The organism is Tatumella sp. JGM91 (genome assembly GCF_018257575.1).
Lineage (GTDB): Bacteria > Pseudomonadota > Gammaproteobacteria > Enterobacterales > Enterobacteriaceae > Tatumella > Tatumella punctata.
Genome location: NZ_JAERJP010000001.1, coordinates 18,240 through 40,416, shown reverse-complemented (window position 1 = coordinate 40,416; position 22,177 = coordinate 18,240). Strand labels below are relative to the sequence as shown.

The window sequence follows — 22,177 nt, the reverse complement described above, 5'->3', positions numbered from 1 at the left end:
TTATGAAAAAGAACAGAGGATTGTCACCTCTGGCGGCCATCCTGATGTTTTCCGGGAGCGTGGCACTCACCGGGTGTGATAACAACACACAACAATCCGGTCAGCAGGCTGCCCCGGAAGTAGGTGTGGTTACGTTACAAACAGCCCCTCTGAACATTACCACTGAATTGCCAGGCCGTACGCTGGCCTACAGGGTCGCGGAAGTTCGTCCGCAGGTTTCCGGTATTATCCTGAAACGTAATTTCATTGAGGGAAGTAATATCAAGGCCGGGGAGTCGTTATATCAGATTGATCCGGCAACCTACCAGGCCGCGTATGACAGTGCCCTCGGTGATTTAGCCAAAGCTCAGGCGAATGCCCGTATCGCTAATCTGACCGTACGCCGCTATCAGCCATTACTTGGCACCAAATATATCAGTCAGCAGGATTATGATACGGCGGTTGCCACCGCGGCACAAAATGCTGCCGCAGTACAATCAGCAAAAGCCACGGTAGAATCGGCCCGTATTAACCTCGCCTATACCAAAGTCAGCTCTCCTATTTCCGGGCGTATCGGTAAATCTTCTGTGACTGAAGGTGCGTTAGTGCAGAATGGTCAGACCACTGCGCTGGCAACCGTTCAGCAACTGGACCCGATGTATGTCGATGTTACCCAGTCGAGTGATGAGTTTATGCGCCTGCGCTCCGAGCTGGCATCCGGCCAGTTACAGCAGGTCAATGGCAAAGCTAAAGTCTCTGTGGTTCTGGATAACGGTTCTGTCTTTAAGCATACCGGGACTCTGGAGTTTTCCGACGTCACTGTTGACCAGACCACCGGTTCCATTACTTTACGGGCAATTGTCCCGAACCCTGACCATACACTGTTACCCGGTATGTTTGTCCGCGCCAGACTGGAAGAAGGGACCAACCCTGATGCCTTGTTAGTACCACAGCAAGCCATAACCCGTACTCCGACCGGACAGGCAACGGCGATGGTGGTTGGCAGTGATAATAAGGTCGAAGTCCGTCAGGTAACGGCAGCCCAGGCCATTGGCGATCAGTGGCTGGTGACTCAGGGACTGAAATCCGGTGACAAAGTCATTACTGTCGGCCTGCAGCGTGCCAGAGCAGGTGCTCAGGTCACACCACAGGAAGTGAAACCAGACGCGACCTCTGACAGTAATGCACAGTAATTCTCTGAAAAATTTTCGTATTAACAGGAGCCACTGATTCATGGCTAAGTTCTTTATCGATCGCCCGATTTTTGCATGGGTCCTCGCCATCATTGTGATGCTGGCGGGCGCGTTGTCGATTCTGAATCTCCCGATTGAGCAATACCCTGCGGTTGCTCCTCCGGCCATTCAGATTCAGGCAACTTACCCGGGTGCTGATGCAAAAACTTTACAGGATTCCGTTACCCAGGTCATAGAACAAAATATGAACGGGATTGATGGTTTACTGTATATGTCTTCCAGCAGTGACTCTTCCGGGACATTGCAGTTAACCCTGACATTCTCTGCCGGAACCGATGCGGATATCGCCCAGGTTCAGGTACAGAACAAACTTCAGCTGGCAACGCCATTACTGCCTCAGGAAGTACAGCAACAAGGGATCAGCGTTGAGAAGTCTTCCAGCAGTTTCCTGATGGTTGCCGGCTTCGTCAACACTGACGGCAGCATGGACCAGAATGATATTGCCGACTATGTGGCATCCAACATTAAGGATCCTATCAGCCGTACTCCCGGGGTAGGTGATACCCAGTTGTTCGGCGCCCAGTATGCGATGCGTATCTGGATGGACCCGGCAAAACTGAATAACTATCAGCTGACTCCGGTTGATGTTATTGCTGCAATTAAAGCCCAGAACGCCCAGGTAGCGGCCGGACAGTTAGGTGGTACTCCTGCCGTGCCTGGTCAGCAGCTTAATGCATCAATCATTGCCCAGACCCGGCTGACCTCTCCTGAAGAATTCAGCAAAATCCTGTTAAAAGTTAACACCGATGGTTCAAGGGTGACGCTGGGAGATGTGGCGAAGGTTGCACTGGGGGGGGAAAACTATGAAGTTATCGCCCGCTATAATGGCAAGCCTGCTGCAGGTTTAGGGATTAAACTGGCTACCGGGGCGAATGCGCTGGACACTGCGGCTGCGGTGAAAGCAGAGCTGACTAAGCTTGAACCTTTCTTTCCCCACGGCCTGAAAGTCGTTTACCCGTATGACACCACGCCATTTGTTAAGATTTCTATCTTTGAAGTGGTAAAAACCCTGTTCGAAGCTATCGTGCTGGTGTTCCTGGTCATGTATCTGTTCCTGCAGAGCTTCCGCGCAACGCTGATCCCGACGATCGCGGTTCCTGTGGTATTACTGGGTACCTTTGCCATCCTGAATGCTTTCGGTTACTCGATAAATACCCTGACGATGTTCGGGCTGATACTCGCCATCGGTTTGCTGGTGGATGATGCCATCGTGGTGGTGGAGAACGTCGAACGTGTGATGGCTGAAGAAGGGCTCCCCCCGAAAGAAGCCACCAAACGATCGATGGAACAGATTCAGGGAGCACTGGTCGGTATCGCACTGGTTCTGTCGGCCGTATTTATCCCGATGGCTTTCTTCGGCGGGTCTACCGGGGTTATTTACCGTCAGTTCTCCATCACTATTGTCTCTGCGATGGTGCTGTCAGTGCTGGTTGCCTTAATTCTGACGCCTGCATTATGTGCAACTATCCTGAAACCGGTGAAACCCGGTGATCATGCCAAAGACAAAGGTTTCTTTGGCTGGTTTAACCGTATTTTTGACAAGAGTACTAACCACTACGTTAACAGTGTCAGCCACATTATTCGCCGTACCGGGCGCTATCTGGTGGTTTACCTGGTCATTGTTGTCGGGATGGTATGGTTATTTGCCAAACTGCCAAGTTCCTTCCTGCCGGATGAGGACCAGGGCCTGCTGCTGGCCCAGGCGCAGTTACCGGCCGGAGCCACCCAGCAACGTACTCAGAAGGTCATGGATCAGATCACCAACTACTTCCTGACCAAAGAGAAAGATAATGTGCAGTCTGTGTTTACGGTTAACGGTTTCGGATTCTCCGGCCGCGGACAAAACACCGGTATTGCCTTTGTCAGCCTGAAACCCTGGGATGAACGCTCCGGCAGTTACAATAAGGTACCGGCGATTGCCGGACGGGCAATGGCCGCTTTAGGTCAGATCAAAGATGCTTTTGTTATTCCGTTTAACCTGCCAGCAATTATCGAACTGGGTAATGCCACCGGGTTTGACTTTGAACTTATCGACCAGGCAAACCTGGGCCATGAAAAACTGACTGAAGCACGTAACCAGTTGTTAGGTATGGCTGCCCAGCATCCGGATGTATTGGTGGGTGTCCGCCCTAACGGGCTGGAAGATACACCGCAGTACAAACTGATGATTGATCAGGAAAAAGCTAACGCACTTGGCGTATCTATTTCTGATATCAATACCACACTGGGCTCTGCCTGGGGCGGTAGTTACGTCAACGACTTTATTGACCGCGGTCGCGTGAAAAAAGTCTATGTGATGTCACAGGCCAGCGATCGTATGCTGCCGGACGATATCAATAAATGGTACGTGCGTAACTCCGGCGGACAGATGGTACCCTTCTCTGCCTTCTCTTCGGCGAAATGGCAATACGGTTCGCCACGCCTGGAGCGCTATAACGGTTTACCATCAATGGAAATCCTCGGACAGCCGGCACCGGGCAAAAGCTCTGGTGAAGCCATGGCGCTGATGGAGCAAATGGCGTCGAAACTGCCTGCCGGTATCGGTTACCAGTGGACCGGTATGTCTTATCAGGAACGGATGTCAGGTAACCAGGCGCCGGCGTTATATGCTATCTCGCTGATTGTCGTGTTCCTGTGCCTGGCAGCACTGTACGAGAGCTGGTCTATCCCGTTCTCTGTCATGCTGGTGGTTCCGCTGGGTATTATTGGTGCCTTGCTGTTCACCACTCTCAGGGGATTAAGTAATGACGTGTACTTCGTGGTCGGACTACTGACTACCGTCGGGTTGTCAGCGAAAAACGCCATACTGATCGTTGAGTTTGCTAAAGACCTGATGGATAAAGACGGTAAAGGACTGATTGAGTCGACCCTGGAAGCCGTACGTATGCGTCTGCGCCCAATTCTGATGACCTCACTGGCCTTTATCCTTGGGGTACTGCCACTGGCCATCAGTACCGGTGCAGGTTCCGGCTCCCAGAATGCAGTAGGTACCGGGGTTATCGGTGGTATGGTTACCGCAACCTGCCTGGCTATCTTCCTGGTTCCGGTGTTCTTTGTTGTGGTTCGCCGCCGTTTTGGCAACAGTAAAACCACGGAACAACACACAGAGAAATAACCGTTTCCGGTAAAACACACTCAGGAGGCTGCAGATGCAGCCTCTTTTTTTTCCTTTAATTCAGTCACTCCCCCCTGATGCTGTAAAACAATCGTTTTTAGCACTTGCCTTCATCCGTGGTCATCGCCATAATGCAGTTATGTTATAACATAACAATTAAGAGGCAGTAATGAAACCAGATATCCATCCTTACTACCGCCCGGTAGTGTTTCACGATACATCAGCGAATGAATATTTTAAGGTCGGTTCAACCATCAAAACCGAACGGACCATTGAATACCAGGGGGAAACTTTCCCATATGTCACCTTAGACGTCTCTTCAGCGTCTCACAGCTTTTATACGGGCAAACAGAAAACTATTTCTCAGGACAGCAGCGCCGCCAAATTCCAGCAGCGTTACGGCCGTTTCCTGGGAAGTAAAACCGCGGAGTAACAGATATGCAGGTACTCAGTTCCCTGAAGTCTGCAAAACAGCGACACCCTGACTGTAAACTGGTCCGTCGCCATGGCCGGGTATTTGTGATCTGTAAATCAAACCCGCGCTTTAACGCTGTCCAGGGCAGAAAAAAGAAACGCTGAACACGATATAAAGCGGCCTGCTAAAGGCCGCTTTTTTACAGGCGCAGTTACTGCATACTTTTCAGCAGTTGATCGACATTCAGACGGAAAGCCTGCTGATAAGTCGCTGCCGGTCCTCGCTCGTCAGATAACGCTTCAGGGTACAGTTCTCCGCCGGGAGTAGCATCGGCTGCGGCGGCAATTTGCTGAACCAGCCGTGGATCGGTCTGATTTTCTATAAAGTAGCGATGAATGCCGGTACTTTTTAGCTGATTAATCAGGGCCGCCACACCGGATGCGCTGGCTTCTTCATCAGTATTAAAGCCAATCGGCGAGACGAATTTTACCCCGTAACGGTCGCCGAAATAGCCAAAGGCGTCATGACTGGTTAATACCAGCCGTTTACTGGCCGGAATAGCGGCAAATTTACTCTGTGCCCAATGATCCAGACTTTCCAGTTGCCGGATATAGGCATCCCCCTGTCGCCGGATCTCAGCAGCATCCTGCGGGTCTGCCTGTTGCAGACTCTGACTGATATTACGCGCATAAATCACCCCGTTAGCCATACTATTCCAGGCATGGGGATCCGTCACCTTATTGCCGTTTTCTGTCATGGTCAGCGGAGTAATCCCCTGAGAAGCAACAATCACTTTCCCCTGATAACCGGATGCCCGGATCAGACGTTCCATCCAGCCTTCAAGACCTAATCCGCTGATTACCACCACATCGGCCTTAGCCAGAGCAACACTGTCCTGTGGTGCCGGTTCAAAGGTATGAGGGTCGCCGTCCGGCCCGACCAGGCTTTTAACCTCAACATACTGCCCGCCAATTTGCCTGACCATATCTGCCAGTACTGTAAAGCTGGCGACGACGTGGACGGTACCGGCCATTGCTGCCGGAGTAAAAACAGCGCAACAAGCCAGTAAGGCCGGAATCAATTTTTTCATCAGATGTTCCTGTAATTATCAGCCCGCGGTACGCCGGAAGATCCCGCCACAGGGACCAATAGATACCGAAATAAAGAAAAACCCTGTGGCACATAAAATAACGGCAGGGCCTGCAGGTAAAGACAGATACCATGATGCAGATAAACCTAACCACGCAGAGAGAATGGCAATAAAAATACCGGTCAGCAGTATTTTTTCCAGCCGCTGACTCCAGAATCTGGCACTTGCTGCCGGCAGCATCATTAACCCGACAGACATTAACGTCCCGAGGATCTGAAATCCGGCCACCAGATTCATCACGACCAGAATAAGAAAAATACCGTGCACCAGCGGAGCATGCCACCTGCCCTGCATCTGCAGGAAATGCGGATCAAATGCATCAATCACCAGCGGACGGTAAATCACCGCCAGGACCAGCAGACTGACCGCAGAAATAGCAGCCACCATAATCAGTGCCTGACTATTAACTGCCAGCAGAGAACCGAAAAGCACATTTAATAAATCAACCCCTGAGCGGCGCAATGAAATCAGAGTCACGCCCAGTGCCAGTGCACCCAGATAAAATCCGGAAAAGCTGGCATCTTCTTTTAACGGAGTAAAACGGCTGACGACCCCGGATAACAGGGCAACAGATAGCCCGGCGATCAATCCGCCAATACCCATGGCGACCAGTGACAGTCCGGAAATCAGATATCCCAACGCGGCGCCGGGTAATACAGCATGAGAAAGGGCATCGCCCACCAGGCTCATCCGCCGCAGAGAGAGAAATACCCCCAGCGGGGTGGCACTGATCGCAATAGCAGCACAGGCAACCAGTGCTTTGCGCATAAAAGCAAATTCGATAAAAGGCTGAACTAACAACATAAACGCAATGTCCCTTGCTGCTCACTTTCAGAGCTATACCAGCAGGCATTCTCTCCTTCCAGCGATAATACCTGACGAAAATTCTGCTCAACCAGTCGCTGGTCATGCAATACCACCACAATGGTGGTTCCTGAGCGCTGCTGCTGATGAATTAATGTCATCAGTGAAATGATAGTTTGCTGGTCAATACCACTGAAAGGTTCGTCCAGCAGCCATAATTCACTCTGTTGCATCAGTAAACGGGAAAATAAAACCCGCTGCAGTTGCCCGCCGGATAACATCGCCGGTCTTGCATCTGCAAAATTTTCCATACCTGTTGCCGCCAGAGCCTGCATAATCTGGTGGCGTAACTGACGGTTGATGCCACGAAACCACCCGGTTGCCGGCCAGCACCCCATAGCCACCAGTTCGAAAACGGTTAACGGAAACTGCCGTTCTAATTCGCTACGCTGCGGAAGCCAGCCAATTTTTTTCCGCGCCAGTGATACCCTGCATTCACCGGAAACCGCCGGTAATAATCCGGCCACTGTTTTTAACAGGGTAGATTTTCCACAGCCATTCACACCGACCAATGCCGTCAGCGTTCCGGGGAGGATTTCCCCGTCGACCACCGGTGTCACCACCTGCTTCCCGTAGCCTGCCTGGCAGGCATTAAACCTGATCATCCGTTCACACCCCAGCTTACGGCGATAATCAAAACACAGATCACCCCGCTGGCCATCAATAAACGCAGTAATGCGGAACAGAGTAATGGACTGCTTATCATAGAACACCATGGCATGACAAAATAACGTTATAACATTACATATTAAGCATTGAGAGCGGTGAAATAAAGAAAATAAGTGTATCTAAATATCATAGTCTTCCGCTGGCAGCAGATGTCGGGTAAACTGCCGAAGTCACGGCACAGCCCGGTGTTTAGCTTGTAACTGTGAAATATAAACAACCACAACCAGATCTGTATTGTGTAATTTTAATTGCAGCGTGTAAGGCCGTTTAACTTCGTTGTATTTTAAGAAAAGTCTTTATTGATAGATTCAGGCTGCAGGTGGTAGCTTTAGTTTAAAATGACGGTTTTGGGCAGTCAGTCTGGCGCTCTGCTTAAACAGGGTACATACTATAAGCTATCAGCCTTTATCATCCGGATAAACACTGACTAAGGTTTGTCTCCGTTGTAATGTCAGTTTTTAATAAAATAAAAACCAGTTGCTGTATCCGTAATAAAAATTCAGCAGACAGTTAAACTTATTTTTTTATCCGCGGTCAGAATTACATGCCCGCTGTTCACAGTGATATGGTTTGTGTTATTTACACAATAACCCTGTATTGGTCATGTCAGTTTCAGATTAACGCGTATCAGTCATTGAGAATCTTCCGTAGCTTTCTATTTTAGCTGAAATTGTCTTCAGCCAGATTCGTAAGAGGTGGAAAAGATGGATGAATACTCACCTAAAAGGTATGATGTGGCGCAGTTGAAGTTCCTGTGTGAAAACTTATTTGATGAAAGTATTGCAACTCTCAACCTGCAACAAGCCTGCTGGATTAACGATCCCGCGTCGGCAGAAAGTCTGCAACTGCATGATCTGATTGAACACATTGCAGCATTCAGTATTCTCTATAAATTAAAACATAGTGAAGATGAGTTACTGATTCAACAGGTTGATAAATATCTTGACGATACTTTTACATTATTTAGCGGCTACACAGTAAATAAACAGGATTTTAATTTCTGGAAAACTTCATCAAACCAGTTGTTTAGATTATTTTTTGACACCCGTCTCAGCGAAAAAAACGGGCATAGTGTCATACATTAGCCAGGAGCAGTTTTATTATGAGCAACACTACTTTAACCAAAACAGATTATCTGATGCGTCTGAGACGCTGTCGTTCAATTGATACTCTGGAAAGAGTTATCGAAAAAAATAAATACGAATTATCAGATGAAGATCTGGTGGTTTTTTATTCAGCCGCAGACCACCGTCTGGCGGAACTGACGATGAATAAATTGTACGATAAAGTGCCAGCAACTGTATGGAAGTATGTACGATAACGGATCTTAACTCTCCCGTCATGCTGTACAAAGTACCTGCCTGAAGTGAAAAACTGCTTTCCCGGCCACTATTACGATTAAATGAAAAAACCTGCGGGGGTTAATTATTTCTCGCGGGGAATTCAGATAACAAAACAGCGGGTCGTCAGGCGGACACACCGGTTGACTTTCCGGTATACGGTGCCCTTACCAGCAAAGCACGCATTTCTTTATGCTGTCTGTCGAGTGCCCGCAAACAATAAAAAGCACATCACGGTAATAACGATAATTGTTAATAAATACTGATGAATAATTTTCTGAGACAGAAACTGTCTGGTAAGTAAGGGATAAACTGGCAGGGAGTATTGAAACTGAATCTTTTGGGTGGGGCCTCTGCCAGCGACATCCCGGCACATGCGTCACCTGCTGCGGCTGCTTCCTTCCGGATCTGACCGGGTTCACAAGTTAGCATTGCGGGAGAACCAGCAGAGTCCCCATTGAAAAGCCCTGATCTCTCAAAGCGCAGGCATTATCAGTGATGGAGAGGCTAATTGCAAGCCTGCGACAGCCAACCGTTGTTTTCTTGAACACCTGACCGGGTTATTGTCTGTATTACTCTGATCCACTCTTCAGGATAAACAATGACAGACGAACCAGCATTTCGCGAACGGGTCTGGTTAATCGTGGCCGCCATCCCTTACGGCCAGGTATCGACCTACGGAGACATTGCCAGGCTGGCAGGAAATTCCAGAGCCGCCAGACAAGTGGGGGCGGTCTTAAAAAGATTACCTGAAGGTTCTGAGCTGCCCTGGCATCGTGTAGTAAACCGGCAGGGAGGAATTTCTTTGCAGGGTACAGACCTGCTGCGACAACGTGAGGCATTACTGGCCGAAGGAATTGATGTCAGCCAGCAACAGATCATTTGCCTGCAAAAATATCGCTGGTCAGGGCAATAACACCCGCTGACCAGCCATCAGGTATCATCAGCCGGCAGCAGAGGCCGCAACCGGAACAGCAACCTGAGGTACAGCTTCCAGCATCAGGTCTTTACGTTGTGTCACTCCCGAGGTTACTGGTTGCAGGGACTCGGAAGAGAAAATCACCCGGCCATTCAGAGTAATGGCTGCGCTGAGTAATACCTGTCCCTGAGGGCTGACCTCTCTGCCATTAAACGGCAGTGTGTAGTGGAGAGGTGCCTGTTGTCCGGCAAGGCGTTCTGTTTTCTGTGCAATCACCCGCGTTGGTCCGGTTCCCCCGGAAGCATCAGCTAAGGTCACCGTCAGTACGGCATCTTCCGGCAGAGCAATACGCTGGCGGATAAATACAGCCCCGGAAATAACCGGTTGTGCGGCCGCAGTACTGATGCCCGGTGCCGGAGGCGATCCTGCAGGCACACCGGTGTTATCGGCACATGCCGTCACAGACAGGGCTATGACTAATCCACTAATAATATGCATAGATTTCATTGATGTCGTCTCCTTATGAACAGAATGAACCACGGTGCTCTGCTATTACCCAAGAGTACATTCTTGCCACCGTGCTCTGATAATTCTGGCAGAATATCGGGTTTATTCCTGTTTATTTATGCCAAAACCATTATGCGGGCAAATTATAAGAAAATTCCTGGTAAATCCCCGCGCCATATACTGAGGTCTCTATGGCTAATCCATTAGAAAATTTACTAACCTTGCTACAGCCTGTAAAACAGGAGGGTCTGCGGTTCTGCGCTGAGTGTGAAGATTTGGGGTTACCTCAGGTTTTTGGCGGACAACTGGTGGCTCAGGCACTCAGTGCGGCACAACAAACCACCGACAGCCGAAGGTATGCACACTCATTTCACAGCTATTTTCTGCGGCCAGCGTCCAGTGAACTGCCGGTGATTTACGATGTGGAAATTCTGCGTGACGGCCAGAACCTGAGTGCACGGCGGATAACGGCACAACAAAATGATGTGGTAATTTTCTCCATGACAGCCTCATTCCAGGCGGACGCTGAAGGTTTCGAACACCAGAGCCCGATGCCGGACATCAATGGTCCGGAAAATCTGCCCGGCGAACAACAACTGGCCCGAAAACCGGGTTCCTGCGTACCCGCGGCGTTAAAATCCCTGATAAGCGCCGACCGCCCGCTGGAAATCCGTCCGGTTCAGCAACATCACCCGTTACAAGGGCAGATCAGTGAGCCTGTCCGCCAGGTATGGATCAGAGCTAACGGCAGGTTGCCAGATGATCAGCCCCTGCAGCAATCGCTGCTCAGTTATGCCTCTGACTTTAATTTCTTACCGGTCGCATTACAGCCCCATGGCAAAGGTTTTCTGGAACCGGATATACAGGTTGCCACCATTGACCATTCTGTGTGGTTCCACCGCCCGGTGAACCTCAGCCAGTGGTTGTTATACAGCGTGAGCAGCCCTTCGGCTTCCGGTGGCAGGGGGTTTGTACGCGGAGAATTCTACAGTCAGGACGGTCAGCTGGTGGCATCTGCAGTACAGGAAGGGATAATACGTCAGAAAAAACACAGTAAAAAAGGGCGGTAACCGCCCTTTTTCTACCGTTAATTACAGCCCTGAGTTCGCATTACTGATTGTAAGCATTCTCACCGTGGCTGTTAACATCCAGACCTTCACGCTCCTGGTCTTCCGGAACACGCAGCCCGACCGCCATATCCGCCACTTTAAAGCTGATAAACGCAGCAACGCCAGACCAGACCAGCGTCAGCAGACAACTGAGGATCTGAACCCAGACCTGATGGCCCATAGTGACTCCGGCACTGTAACCCACCCCACCCAGTGAAGAAGAGGCAAACACCCCTGTCAGGATACAACCGATGATACCGCAGACACCATGAACACCGAACACATCACAAGGATCGTCGACACGCAGGAAACGTTTGAGTGATGTCACACCCCAGATACCTGCCAGTCCGCCAACCAGACCAATGATCAGTGCACCGCCTACGCCGACATAACCACAAGCAGGGGTAATGGCAACCAGGCCGGCAATAAACCCGGAACAGGCACCCAGTAATGAAGGCTTGCCACGCACCAGCCACTCACCAAACGTCCAGGACAATACTGCACCCGCGGTAGCAACAACCGTATTCAGAAACGCCAGCGCAGCGATTTCGTTAGCTGAAGCAGCAGAACCGGCATTAAAGCCAAACCAGCCGATGTAGAGGATCGCCGTACCAATGAAAACCATCGGCAGATTATGTGGTTTAAATGCTTCTTTGCCAAAACCAGCGCGTTTACCCAGCATATAAGCACCGACCAGCGCAGCAATCGCAGCATTAATATGCACCACTGTCCCCCCGGCAAAATCCAGAGCTCCGTCCTGAGCCAGTAAGCCGTTGCCCCACACCATATGCGCGATAGGGAAATAAGACAGAGTGACCCAGATAACCGTAAAAATCAGTACTGCAGAGAAACGCACACGCTCAGCCAATCCGCCCAGCACCAGGCCTACGGTAATACAGGCAAAAGATGCCTGAAATGCTACATGGATATACTGATAAATGGTGCCCATCAGCGCTTTCAGTTCAATCCCTTTCAGCATCACCCACTGGAAGCCACCAACGTAGTTATTGCCATCGCCGAAGGTCAGTGAGTAGCCATAAATTACCCAGATAACAGCAACCAGAGAGAAAGTCACCGAAACCTGTGTCAGCATGGATAATACGTTCTTACCGCGGATCAGTCCGCCATAAAACAGAGCGATGCCCGGTACTGACATAAACAGCACCAGAGCAGTACAAATCATCATAAATCCGTTATCCGCCTGATCGGCAACGGCAGGTGCGGCAAAGGCAAACGATGGCGCGAGCGCTGCCCCCGCCAGAGCCAGTTTAGTCAGAAATTTATTCATTTTTCCCTTCCCTCAGTAATCCAAGGCTAAATTAAAGCGCAGCTTCGTCTGTTTCACCGGTACGGATACGAATGACACGTTGCAATTCAGAAACGAAAATCTTTCCGTCACCAATTTTTCCGGTATAGGCTGCTTTACTAATAATATCAACGACTTCATCTAGCTGATCATCGGCAATAGCAATATCAATTTTAACTTTAGGTAAAAAGTTCACACTGTATTCAGCACCACGATACAGTTCAGCGTGCCCTTTCTGGCGACCAAACCCTTTTACTTCGGTCACAGTCAGTCCCTGGATACCCACGGAAGATAATGCTTCACGTACGTCTTCTAATTTAAATGGCTTTATGACCACGGTCACCAGCTTCATATTACTCCCTCCGGGTATTGAAATTATAAGTTGCACTGAACCTTCTCTAGCATAAGCAAACAACATGCCATTTATTCAGTGATGGCTATTTTCGGAAAATGCAGCAAATCAGCGGCCGGGCGGAGGTTGTTACCGGAGGAATTAACGCGGGAGAAAAATGGCGGGCAGCGACTGCACCATTAAGGTGCAGTCAGTGTTGTCGTGGTGCAGCAGCCAGGGTTCTCTGATTAAATTGTACTAACAGAGTGCACTGAGAGATTATCCTGCCGCAAGGTTGCTGTCTGATAGTTCATGACCCGCACGCTGTAACTGGTACATTTGCTGATAACGGCCACCCTGCTCAAGTAATTGCTGATGAGTGCCCCTTTCAGTGACCTCTCCACGCTCTAACACCAAAATAGTATCTGCCGTCGTTATCGTCGACAGCCGGTGTGCAATAACAACCAGGGTAGTCGTTTTTCGCACTTCAGAGAGTACCTGCTGAATAGCCCGTTCGGTACCGGAATCGATACTGGCCGTCGCTTCATCGAGGATCAGTAATGCAGGTACATCCACCAGAATACGTGCCAGCGCCAGTAACTGTTTTTGCCCGGCCGATAAGCTATTACCCTGCTCCCCCATCGGGGTATAAATCCCCTGCGGCAGACTGTGTAGCCAGTCAGTTAACCGGACCCTGGCCAGGGCATCTGTTATCTGATCTTCGGAGATCTCCCGGCCCAGCCGGATATTTTCCAGCAATGTATCCGCCAGAACCACCGGGTCCTGTTGCACCATACCGATCCCTTTACGCAATACCCGGTGGCTGAGATCGCTGATCGGCCGCCCGTCGAGGATAATCTCTCCGCGCGTGATTGGGTAATACCCCATCAGCAGATTAGCCAGAGTACTTTTACCGCTGCCCGTATGCCCGACCAGTGCCAGAAAACCGCCCTCTTTTAACTGACAGTTAATGTTTTTCAAGACATCACGTTCCGGCTGATACGCAAAATACAACTGCCTGATCGTCAGTTGTCCGGAGGCCAGCGGCCGGTTATCAGTACCGTATTGCTGTGCCGGCGCATCCATCAGTTCAAAAATACGTTCAGCGGAGACAACTGCCTGCTGTAATAACGACTGGCGGGTCGTCAGTTCAATTAACGGCTCTTCAATCCGGCCCAGATAAGCAATAAATGCATACAATACCCCGACTTCGAAGTGACCGGGGCTCGCCAGGCTAAACACCAGTACCAGCATAGCCAGAATCACAGCACTGAACAGATTGAGTAATGGCCGTAACAGAAAGGCGTCCAGACGCAATATTTTCATTCTTGAGCGGTAATGATTTTCGCTGTGCCGTTTCAGCAGCTGAGCAAAATGTTGCTGACGGCGAAACTGCCGGATCACCGTCATACCGCTAATCACTTCATTAAGACCGTTATTAATATCTGCCAGCCGGGTTCTCACCTGGCGGGCAATCCCTGTACTGTGTTTCTGATAAATAATCATCACACCCAGCACCATCGGGAAAATGCATAACGCAATCAATGCCATTTCCACGTTCAGGGCAAACATGGCGACCAGCATTGCAATAATCAGGGTCGTACTGCGTAACACGCTGGCGACCACAGTGATATACAGATCGCGTACCACCTCACTGTCGTTGGTGACTCTGGAAACCAGCTGTCCGACCGGCTGGGTATCAAATGCTTTCAGTGGCTGGCGCAATGCCGCGTCCATCACCTCACAACGGAGTTTGCGCACCACACCAATCGCCGCATGGTTAAATAACAGAGACTGGCGGTAATTAAATATCGCGGCCAGTAGCTGCAAAAGCAAAAATCCTGCCCCCGTCAGCAATACTGCCCGCCACTGCCATTGCTCAGCACTGATAAAATGGTCGATAAAATAGCTGATCAGCATCGGCCCTGCGACCTGTGCTGCCGCCGCCAGAACCAGCAATACCACCGCTGAAATTAACTGTTTTTTCCACGGCAGACCATACGCCAGTAACCGTGTTAAGGTTTTCATAAATGATACCGGCTGAGACACTCAAACCTCCTGTGGTGGCTGACGGCCTGAATTGCCGGAGAGTGATGCTGCTATTTTCTGATACTGATACATATCCTGATACCAGCCGGCGGCATTTTCCAGTTGCTGCGGAGTCCCGCGCTGGGTTATTTCCCCCTGTTGCAGCACAATAATCTCATCAGCCATCGCCAGCGCAGATAAACGATGCGCAGTCATAATCACGGTTTTATTCCCCCGCCATTGTCGCAGGTTTGTCAGTATCCGGTGCTCAGTACCGCCATCGACGGCTGATAAAGCATCATCAAGGATCAGAATTTCCGCATTCATCAGCAGGGCACGGGCCAGAGAAATGCGTTGTTTCTGTCCGCCGGATAGCATAACGCCGCGCTCGCCGACATCCGTATCATAACCCTGTGGCAGGCGTAAAATGTCCTGTTCGACACAGGCCAGCTTAGCCGCCTGAGCAATCTGTTCACGGCTGGCCTGCGGATTACCCAGAGAAATATTGCCGGCAACCGTGTCTGAAAACAGAAACGGCGACTGGTTTACCACCGCCAGACGCTGCCGCCAGTCATCCTGTAACCAGTATGACAGAGGCTGTCCGTGATAAGTCACCTGTCCTGCTGTGAGTTCGACATGCCGCTGGATAAGGGTCAGCAGAGTCGACTTTCCGCTACCTGTCGGACCACAGATCCCCAGCATACTGCCGGGCGGTACGGTTATTTCCATGTTGTGTAACACATCATTATCACTTTGCGGATAGCGGAAATGTGCAATATTCAGCCGTAAATCACTGCGTCCTGCCGGCAGCCGGTGCAGGCCGTCAGCAATTTCCGGGGACTGTGATAGCAGAGCCTCAATCCTCACCCATGCCGCACTGCCTCGCTCGACAATGTTAAACATCCAGGCCAGTGCCAGCATTGGCCAAATCATTAACCCGAGATACATAACAAAACTGGTTAACTGGCCGAGGGATAACTGCTGATGCCAGACCATCCAGCCTCCGCCGGCAATCGCAAGAAAGTTAGAACAGGCAACCGCCAGATAAATTACCGGCTCAAATAAGGCATCCACCCTCGCGACACGGAAGTTATCGGTGCTGGTTTGCTGTGACGTTTTCAGAAACTGAGCGGAACGGTATTGCTCAAGGCCAAAGGCTTTAATCATCCGGATACTGGTCAGGCTCTCCTGGGCCTGATCATTCAGAGAAGAAAAAGCCGCCTGTGCCGAGCGGAAGCGACGGTGAAGTTTTTTCCCGCAACGATTAATAATCAATGCCATTACCGGCATCGGGACTAAAGCTATCAGTGTCAGTTGCCAGCTGATCTGAGTACTCATCACCACCAGCACCGCCAGCCCCATCACCAGCGAGTCAATCAGCGTCAGTACCCCTTCTCCGGCGGCAAATACCACCCGGTCGACATCATTGGTTGCTCTGGCCAGCAGGTCACCGGTCCGGTAACGGGCATAAAACTGCGGACTCTGCCGACTGAGCTGATGATAATATTTTTCCCGCAATACCACTGCCAGCTGATAAGACGCGCCAAACAGCAACACCCGCCAGACATAGCGTAAAAAATAAGTGACCACCGCAATCGCCAGAATAACGCCAATCCATAGGGTCAGCTGACGATGTGACAAGGTATGATGTGTGACACCATCAACGATAATCCCCACCAGCCGCGGCGGCAGTAATTGTAATAGCGCAACCAGCACCAGCAGGCTGACCGCACCGGTGTACCGCCGCCATTCTGACGCGAAATATTCACGTAATTGACTAAATAAAAGCACTCAGGATCTCACTATCAGTGACTACAGATTGAGCGGTATAGCAGTGGTATATTTAATTTCTTCCATTGCAAAGCTGGACGTCACTTCTGTCAGTCCGGAAATACCTTCCACCAGCTTTTTATACAGCGCATCATAACTTTTCATATCCGCAATCTGAATACGCAGCAAATAATCATACTGTCCCGACATTCGGTAGCAGCCCATCACTTCCGGTAACTCATGGATCAGTGACACAAAATCCTGATACCACTGTTTATTATGTTGCTGGGTCTTGATAAACATAAATGCTATCAGGCCTGACCCGAGCTTATCCCCGTCCAGTAATGTCACCCGGCCGCGAATAATGCCATTATCTTCGAGCTTTTTCAGCCGTTTCCAGCAAGGGGTTGATGTCAGGTTTACCGCATCGGCTAATGACTGCAAAGATAATGTACTGTCTTCCTGCAACAAAGACAGCAATTTACGATCTATTTTATCTACCATATAACTAACTCCGGAGAATATTTTTCTCTTACAGGGGCATATTAACCGCTATTTAATCACGTTATTTTCCGCCGGGTGCTTTATGCTGCCTTTTTAAATTTACAGGGTACATATCATGGCAGACCCATGGGTCAGAGAAGCAATCAACGAGATAAATGCAGACTTCCGGCGTTCGGCAGATACCCATTTAATCCGTTTTACCCTGAAGGAATTTCCGGGGATTTACTTTTATCTGAAGGATGAAAGCACCCACCCGAGTGGCAGTCTGAAACACCGGCTGGCGCGGTCTCTGTTTCTTTACGGGCTGAGTAATGGCTGGATAAAACGCGATACTCCGGTAATTGAATCCTCGTCTGGCAGCACCGCCGTTTCCGAAGCCTATTTTGCCAGGCTGCTTGGGCTGCCATTTATTGCTGTTATGCCGTCCGCCACTGCCAGAAGGAAAACGGAACAGATCCGTTTTTACGGCGGCGAATGCCATTTTACCGACTCATCGGCTCAGATATATGCCCGCTCGGCACAACTGGCAGAAACGATGAACGGCCATTATATGGATCAGTTTACCTATGCAGAAAGAGCAACCGACTGGCGGGGTAATAATAATATTGCCGAAAGCATCTTCCGTCAGTTACAGGATGAGCCTTTTCCGATACCCCATACGCTGATTATGAGCGCCGGTACCGGCGGGACAACAGCCACCCTGGGTCGTTATATTCACTACCGCGGCTTTGAAACACAGTTACTGGCTGTCGACCCGGAGAACTCGGTGTTTTATGACTACTGGCAACAGGGTGACAAAACCCTCACCTGCCAGACCGGCAGCCGGATTGAAGGCATAGGACGGCCCCGTGTCGAACCCTCATTTCTGCCCGGCGTGATAGATAATATGCTTAAAGTACCGGATGCAGCCTCTGTAGCCGCTATCTATGCACTGGAAAAAATCCTTGGTCGCCGCGTGGGGGCGTCTACCGGCACTAACTTTTACGGTATGATCCATGTCGCCCGGCAAATGAAAGCCCGGGGTCAGCAGGGCGCACTGGTATCGTTAATCTGTGACAGCGGAGAACGTTATCCGGATACTTACTATAATCCCCACTGGGTCGGCCAGAATATCGGTGATATCAGCCACTGGCAATCTGAACTGAATTGCTGACCATCTTCTCCGGTTTACCTTGCGTGCCGCGGGCTTTGTCCTTTTGCCCGCCAGAGGTTAACATACCGGCGTAATCTGAGCGGAATAACGATAATGAAAAGAGCAGTAGTTGTTTTTAGTGGCGGACAGGATTCGACCACCTGCCTGATCCAGGCACTTAACCAGTATGATGAAGTCCATTGTGTCACCTTCGACTATGGCCAGCGCCATCACCAGGAAATAGAGGTCGCACGTCAGCTCAGCCAGCAACTGGGGGCCAGAGCACATAAAGTCCTGGATGTGACACTACTCAACGAGCTGGCAATCAGCAGCCTGACACGGGATAACATCCCGGTACCGGCCTACGATGCCGCAGCGGACGGTCTGCCCAGTACTTTTGTTCCGGGCCGGAATATTCTGTTTCTGACACTGGCTGCTATCTATGCTTACCAGGTAAACGCCGAAGCAGTGATCACCGGGGTCTGTGAAACGGACTTTTCCGGTTATCCCGACTGCAGGGATGATTTTGTCAAAGCACTGAATAATGCTGTTCAGCTGGGAATGGCAAGAGATGTTCGCTTTGAAACGCCGCTGATGTGGCTGAATAAAGCCGAGACCTGGGCACTGGCAGACTACTGGCAGCAACTGCCACTGATCCGTCACTCCACCCTGACCTGCTACAACGGGATAACCGGTGACGGCTGCGGTGAATGTGCGGCCTGCCATCTGCGTGCCCGCGGACTGGAAGAATACCAGCAACAACCGCAACCGGTGATGACGGCCATGAAGCAAAAAACCGGCCTGGTGTAACATCACGGGCAACAGAAGGTATCTGTTGCCCGGCGTTATTCCCCTCCGCATGCTCCCTGATAAGTCCCGCAGGGTTACAGTGTTAAACGCGACATATTTCTTTCTACAAGAGCCGCACCAATCCCCGGGACTTCCTCCAGCTGTTCAACAGAACTGAAAGGGCCGTACTGCTCCCGGTACTCAACGATTGCGCGGGCTTTTTTCAGACCCACCCCGTTCATAGCCTCTGCCAGCATTTCTGCGGTTGCCTGATTCACACTGACCTTCGTCGTCACAGTCTCAGCAGTATTGATCTTACCCGTAAGGCGCGGAACTGCATCACTGGCCCCTGCCGGCAACACACTGACAGCAGACAGTAAAAACAGTGAAGTACACAGCATGCGTATAAGTCCTGATTGCATATTAATTCTCCCTGGATAACATTCAGCGGCAGCATGTCAGAAAAATGAGGCGGTGCGCAGAGGACGTCGCACAGAAAACAGAAAGGCTGCACAAGGCAGCCTTTGTTATTACAACATCACAACACGGGTTGCGGACGGTTACTGCATTTGAGCAGCCGCACCGTATTTGATTTTCGCATTATGACGCAGATTCTGCAGTAGTGCGGCAAATACCAGTTGCGCATTGTTTTGTGTCACACCAGCGACCATCTGTTTTACCTGAGCTTCCGGTAATGTGCCTTCACTGATTTTATCCAGCGCTAAAATCACGACATTACCCTGCATATCTTCCCCGATACCGTAAGAAGGTTTGTCTGCCTGTGGCTGTGGTAAGGCGAAGACAGTAGATGTCACAGCATTCGGGTTATTACGCTCAAGCGTTTCTGAGGCCGCAAATTTCAGACCGGCAGCATCAAAGCTTGTGGTTTTCCCCTGTTTCAGCTGGTCAACAATCGCCGTTGCCTGAGTACGTGCCTGTTGCAGTGCTTTATCATGTTTAATCGCATCAACAATCTGCTGTTTTACCTGAACCAGCGGTTGTACTGCTTCAGGTTTATGATCACTGATACGAACCACAAAGGCTCTGTCACCCTCTACGGTAATAATATCCGAGTTATTACCGGCAGCACCGTTACTTCCCAGCAGCGTTCCGCCGAAGATAACCTGTTTTACCTGATCAAAATTCAGGTCCGCAGGCAGCGTGTCACGGGTAAACCAGCCGGTTTCGACCACATTAACCCCGGAAACACTGGCTGCACCGGAAAGGGATGCATTATTATTGCTGGCGGCATCGCTGACTTTTTGCTGCAGCTGATAGAACTCGCTGACGGCACTATCCTGCTCTGCGCTTTGAGCAACAGTGGTATAAACAGCCGATAGTGGCTGGATCTGTTCCGGCTGAATATCATCCACCCGCGCAATCAGATAGCCGACCGAACTTTTAATCGCACCAGAAATCTGACCTTTGGTTGTCAGACCGGCATTTTTCAGTTCATCTGGCAGAGTATCCGGCTCCAGCCAGCCCATGTCACCGCCTTTACGGGCAGAAATCGGGTCAATAGATTTCTCTTTAGCCAAAGCCGCGAAATCGGCTCCCTGTTTAAGTTGTGCCAGCACAGCATCGGCATCAGCCTGTGTTTTTACCTGAATCACACTAAACCGGGTACGCTGCGGCGTGGTGTAGTCACTTTTGTGACTGTCATACCAGGCTTGTACCTGTTGCGGGGAAGGTGTTTTTTGCAGGCTGGCCGCGTCCAGTTTGATATAGCTGACACGGAACTGTTCAGGCGCGAGGAAGCTGTCTTTATGTTGCTGATAATAACTGTTCACTTCGTCATCTGAAACAGTCTGCTTCGCCGCCAGCGCATCAGTGCTAATGACCGCTTCACGGACATTACGTTGCTGTGCCACCAGGCTCACCAGCTGGCTGATTTCATTCTTCAGCATAAAATCAGTATCCGTGATCCCGTTAATCAGCTGACCAGTACTCAGGCTCTTACGTAATGCCACTGCATACTGGTCAGGGGTATATCCCATACTGTTAATCAGGCCGGTAAAACGGGCATTATCAAAATGGCCGTCGGTCTGGAAAGCCTTCTGGGCAAAGATAGCCTGTTTAATCTGATCGTTACTGACATCCAGTCCCAGTGACTTAACATACTGCTGTAGCAGTGTCTGGTCGACCAAATCCGACATCGCCTGCTGGCGCATTTGCTGTACAAATTGTTCATTGCCTGCCAGTTGAGCAAACTGTGCGCCCAGTTGCTGTTGCTGACGATTACGCTCATTATTGAACGCATTCTCCAGCTGAGGACCACTGATAGTGATACCGTTAACCTTGGCGGCATAATCACTATTACCACCAATCAAATAGTTACCCACGCCGGTCAGCACGAATGAAACAATGATCAATCCCAGTATAATCTTCAATACGATGTGGCTAGAGGCCGTGCGTAAATTGTCCATCATGGTATGGCAACACTCCGCTGTAGTGTAAATATGACGCTTTACCGTCGCCGTTCAACTCAAAAATCAGCAATAAACAGGTACTGATTTTCGAACCTGTCTGGTGATGTCACCGTCTTATGCAGCCGCTAACCGGCATAAAAAAGGCACATCACCATGATGTGCCAGTATGTTACATGAGAACGGCAGTACAGTCCTCAATCCATGAAAGAAAATCCTTTCACAGAGTTAAATACGATTAATTAACAGAATCTTTCAGTGCTTTGCCGGCACGGAAGCCAGGAACTTTACCTGCCGGGATAGTGATTTCCTTTCCGGTCTGTGGGTTACGGCCGGTACGCTCTGCTCTCTCACGCACGGAGAAAGTACCAAAGCCGACTAAAGCCACTTCATCACCTTCTTTCAGTGACTCTGTTACTGCACTCATAAATGCATCTAAAACACGTCCGGCTGCTGCTTTGGAGATATCCGCATTAGCAGCAATCTGGTCAATCAACTGTGATTTATTCACTCTATCATCCCCTTTTATTTTTTTACCTTACCGGCAGAATAACTGCCGATAAAGAACAGC

At 50.2% G+C, this 22,177-nt stretch carries 22 protein-coding genes and 1 other RNA gene; 10 read left to right on the top strand and 13 right to left on the bottom strand.

Translation table 11 applies throughout. From position 1 onward, the window contains the following. The first annotated feature begins 2 nt into the window (after positions 1 to 2). The 4 genes from JK198_RS00195 to ykgO all read left to right on the top strand — a co-directional run bounded on the left by JK198_RS00195 (position 3) and on the right by ykgO (position 4,926). Entirely contained in the window at positions 3 to 1,172 is a 1,170-nt protein-coding gene (locus tag JK198_RS00195) for an efflux RND transporter periplasmic adaptor subunit (protein WP_212707962.1), read from the top strand. 40 nt (positions 1,173 to 1,212) lie between these two features. After that, positions 1,213 to 4,347, top strand: a complete 3,135-nt coding sequence (locus JK198_RS00190) for an efflux RND transporter permease subunit (RefSeq protein ID WP_212707961.1) — start codon at positions 1,213 to 1,215, stop codon at positions 4,345 to 4,347. A 169-nt stretch (positions 4,348 to 4,516) separates the two neighbouring features. Next, complete coding sequence (locus JK198_RS00185; protein ID WP_212707960.1) at positions 4,517 to 4,780, top strand: type B 50S ribosomal protein L31; 264 nt, start codon at positions 4,517 to 4,519, stop codon at positions 4,778 to 4,780. A gap of 5 nt (positions 4,781 to 4,785) precedes the next feature. Then, positions 4,786 to 4,926 carry a type B 50S ribosomal protein L36 gene (gene ykgO / locus JK198_RS00180; RefSeq protein WP_212707959.1) on the top strand — a complete coding sequence of 47 codons (141 nt, stop codon included), beginning with the start codon at positions 4,786 to 4,788 and terminating at the stop codon, positions 4,924 to 4,926. 47 nt (positions 4,927 to 4,973) lie between these two features. On the opposite strand, the gene JK198_RS00175 is transcribed toward ykgO, so the two are convergent. Genes JK198_RS00175 through JK198_RS00165 form a run of 3 tightly spaced genes read right to left on the bottom strand, consistent with a single transcriptional unit; the run spans position 4,974 to position 7,381 of the window. Further along, a complete protein-coding gene (locus tag JK198_RS00175; protein ID WP_212707958.1) occupies positions 4,974 to 5,852 on the bottom strand; it encodes a zinc ABC transporter substrate-binding protein in 879 nt (292 codons plus the stop codon). A gap of 18 nt (positions 5,853 to 5,870) precedes the next feature. Continuing rightward, entirely contained in the window at positions 5,871 to 6,716 is an 846-nt protein-coding gene (locus tag JK198_RS00170; RefSeq protein WP_212707957.1) for a metal ABC transporter permease, read from the bottom strand. Then, positions 6,707 to 7,381 (bottom strand): ABC transporter ATP-binding protein, encoded by a 675-nt coding sequence (locus JK198_RS00165; RefSeq protein WP_212707972.1) that lies wholly within the window; start codon positions 7,379 to 7,381, stop codon positions 6,707 to 6,709. The genes JK198_RS00170 and JK198_RS00165 overlap by 10 nt, the downstream gene beginning before the upstream one ends. A gap of 768 nt (positions 7,382 to 8,149) precedes the next feature. Between JK198_RS00165 and tomB the strand changes: the two genes are divergently transcribed. Continuing rightward, the gene (gene tomB / locus JK198_RS00160) at positions 8,150 to 8,530 is read left to right on the top strand and encodes an Hha toxicity modulator TomB (RefSeq protein ID WP_212707956.1); all 381 of its coding nucleotides are present in this window, start codon (positions 8,150 to 8,152) and stop codon (positions 8,528 to 8,530) included. A 17-nt stretch (positions 8,531 to 8,547) separates the two neighbouring features. Further along, complete coding sequence (locus tag JK198_RS00155; RefSeq protein ID WP_212707955.1) at positions 8,548 to 8,766, top strand: HHA domain-containing protein; 219 nt, start codon at positions 8,548 to 8,550, stop codon at positions 8,764 to 8,766. A gap of 370 nt (positions 8,767 to 9,136) precedes the next feature. Here JK198_RS00155 and ffs read toward each other — a convergent pair. Next, positions 9,137 to 9,233: signal recognition particle sRNA small type (gene ffs, locus JK198_RS00150), an RNA gene on the bottom strand. A 153-nt stretch (positions 9,234 to 9,386) separates the two neighbouring features. Between ffs and JK198_RS00145 the strand changes: the two genes are divergently transcribed. Beyond that, on the top strand, positions 9,387 to 9,701 hold the full coding sequence (locus JK198_RS00145) for an MGMT family protein (RefSeq protein ID WP_212707954.1): 315 nt from the start codon (positions 9,387 to 9,389) through the stop codon (positions 9,699 to 9,701). Between the two features lie 27 nt (positions 9,702 to 9,728). On the opposite strand, the gene JK198_RS00140 is transcribed toward JK198_RS00145, so the two are convergent. Then, positions 9,729 to 10,211, bottom strand: coding sequence for a YbaY family lipoprotein (locus JK198_RS00140; protein ID WP_212707953.1), 483 nt, complete (start codon positions 10,209 to 10,211; stop codon positions 9,729 to 9,731). Between the two features lie 191 nt (positions 10,212 to 10,402). Between JK198_RS00140 and JK198_RS00135 the strand changes: the two genes are divergently transcribed. Further along, positions 10,403 to 11,281, top strand: coding sequence for an acyl-CoA thioesterase domain-containing protein (locus JK198_RS00135; protein WP_212707952.1), 879 nt, complete (start codon positions 10,403 to 10,405; stop codon positions 11,279 to 11,281). A gap of 40 nt (positions 11,282 to 11,321) precedes the next feature. On the opposite strand, the gene amtB is transcribed toward JK198_RS00135, so the two are convergent. From amtB to JK198_RS00110, 5 genes are all read right to left on the bottom strand, one after another. Next, positions 11,322 to 12,608 carry an ammonium transporter AmtB gene (amtB, locus tag JK198_RS00130; protein ID WP_212707951.1) on the bottom strand — a complete coding sequence of 429 codons (1,287 nt, stop codon included), beginning with the start codon at positions 12,606 to 12,608 and terminating at the stop codon, positions 11,322 to 11,324. A 31-nt stretch (positions 12,609 to 12,639) separates the two neighbouring features. Beyond that, a complete protein-coding gene (gene glnK, locus JK198_RS00125; protein WP_038018716.1) occupies positions 12,640 to 12,978 on the bottom strand; it encodes a P-II family nitrogen regulator in 339 nt (112 codons plus the stop codon). A gap of 258 nt (positions 12,979 to 13,236) precedes the next feature. Further along, on the bottom strand, positions 13,237 to 14,985 hold the full coding sequence (locus JK198_RS00120) for a SmdB family multidrug efflux ABC transporter permease/ATP-binding protein (RefSeq protein WP_212707950.1): 1,749 nt from the start codon (positions 14,983 to 14,985) through the stop codon (positions 13,237 to 13,239). Between the two features lie 21 nt (positions 14,986 to 15,006). Next, on the bottom strand, positions 15,007 to 16,776 hold the full coding sequence (locus tag JK198_RS00115) for a SmdA family multidrug ABC transporter permease/ATP-binding protein (protein WP_212709856.1): 1,770 nt from the start codon (positions 16,774 to 16,776) through the stop codon (positions 15,007 to 15,009). Between the two features lie 21 nt (positions 16,777 to 16,797). Beyond that, entirely contained in the window at positions 16,798 to 17,259 is a 462-nt protein-coding gene (locus tag JK198_RS00110) for an Lrp/AsnC family transcriptional regulator (RefSeq protein ID WP_212707948.1), read from the bottom strand. 115 nt (positions 17,260 to 17,374) lie between these two features. Between JK198_RS00110 and JK198_RS00105 the strand changes: the two genes are divergently transcribed. Continuing rightward, positions 17,375 to 18,412: a PLP-dependent cysteine synthase family protein gene (locus tag JK198_RS00105; RefSeq protein ID WP_212707947.1), complete on the top strand. Its 1,038-nt coding sequence runs from the start codon at positions 17,375 to 17,377 to the stop codon at positions 18,410 to 18,412. 93 nt (positions 18,413 to 18,505) lie between these two features. Next, positions 18,506 to 19,201 (top strand): 7-cyano-7-deazaguanine synthase QueC, encoded by a 696-nt coding sequence (gene queC / locus JK198_RS00100; RefSeq protein ID WP_212707946.1) that lies wholly within the window; start codon positions 18,506 to 18,508, stop codon positions 19,199 to 19,201. A 74-nt stretch (positions 19,202 to 19,275) separates the two neighbouring features. On the opposite strand, the gene JK198_RS00095 is transcribed toward queC, so the two are convergent. The 3 genes from JK198_RS00095 to hupB all read right to left on the bottom strand — a co-directional run bounded on the left by JK198_RS00095 (position 19,276) and on the right by hupB (position 22,117). Beyond that, entirely contained in the window at positions 19,276 to 19,602 is a 327-nt protein-coding gene (locus tag JK198_RS00095) for a helix-hairpin-helix domain-containing protein (protein WP_212707945.1), read from the bottom strand. A 138-nt stretch (positions 19,603 to 19,740) separates the two neighbouring features. Continuing rightward, positions 19,741 to 21,609 (bottom strand): peptidylprolyl isomerase, encoded by a 1,869-nt coding sequence (gene ppiD, locus JK198_RS00090; protein WP_212707944.1) that lies wholly within the window; start codon positions 21,607 to 21,609, stop codon positions 19,741 to 19,743. Between the two features lie 235 nt (positions 21,610 to 21,844). Further along, positions 21,845 to 22,117, bottom strand: a complete 273-nt coding sequence (hupB, locus tag JK198_RS00085) for a nucleoid-associated protein HU-beta (RefSeq protein ID WP_212707943.1) — start codon at positions 22,115 to 22,117, stop codon at positions 21,845 to 21,847. Between the last annotated feature and the right edge of the window lie 60 nt (positions 22,118 to 22,177).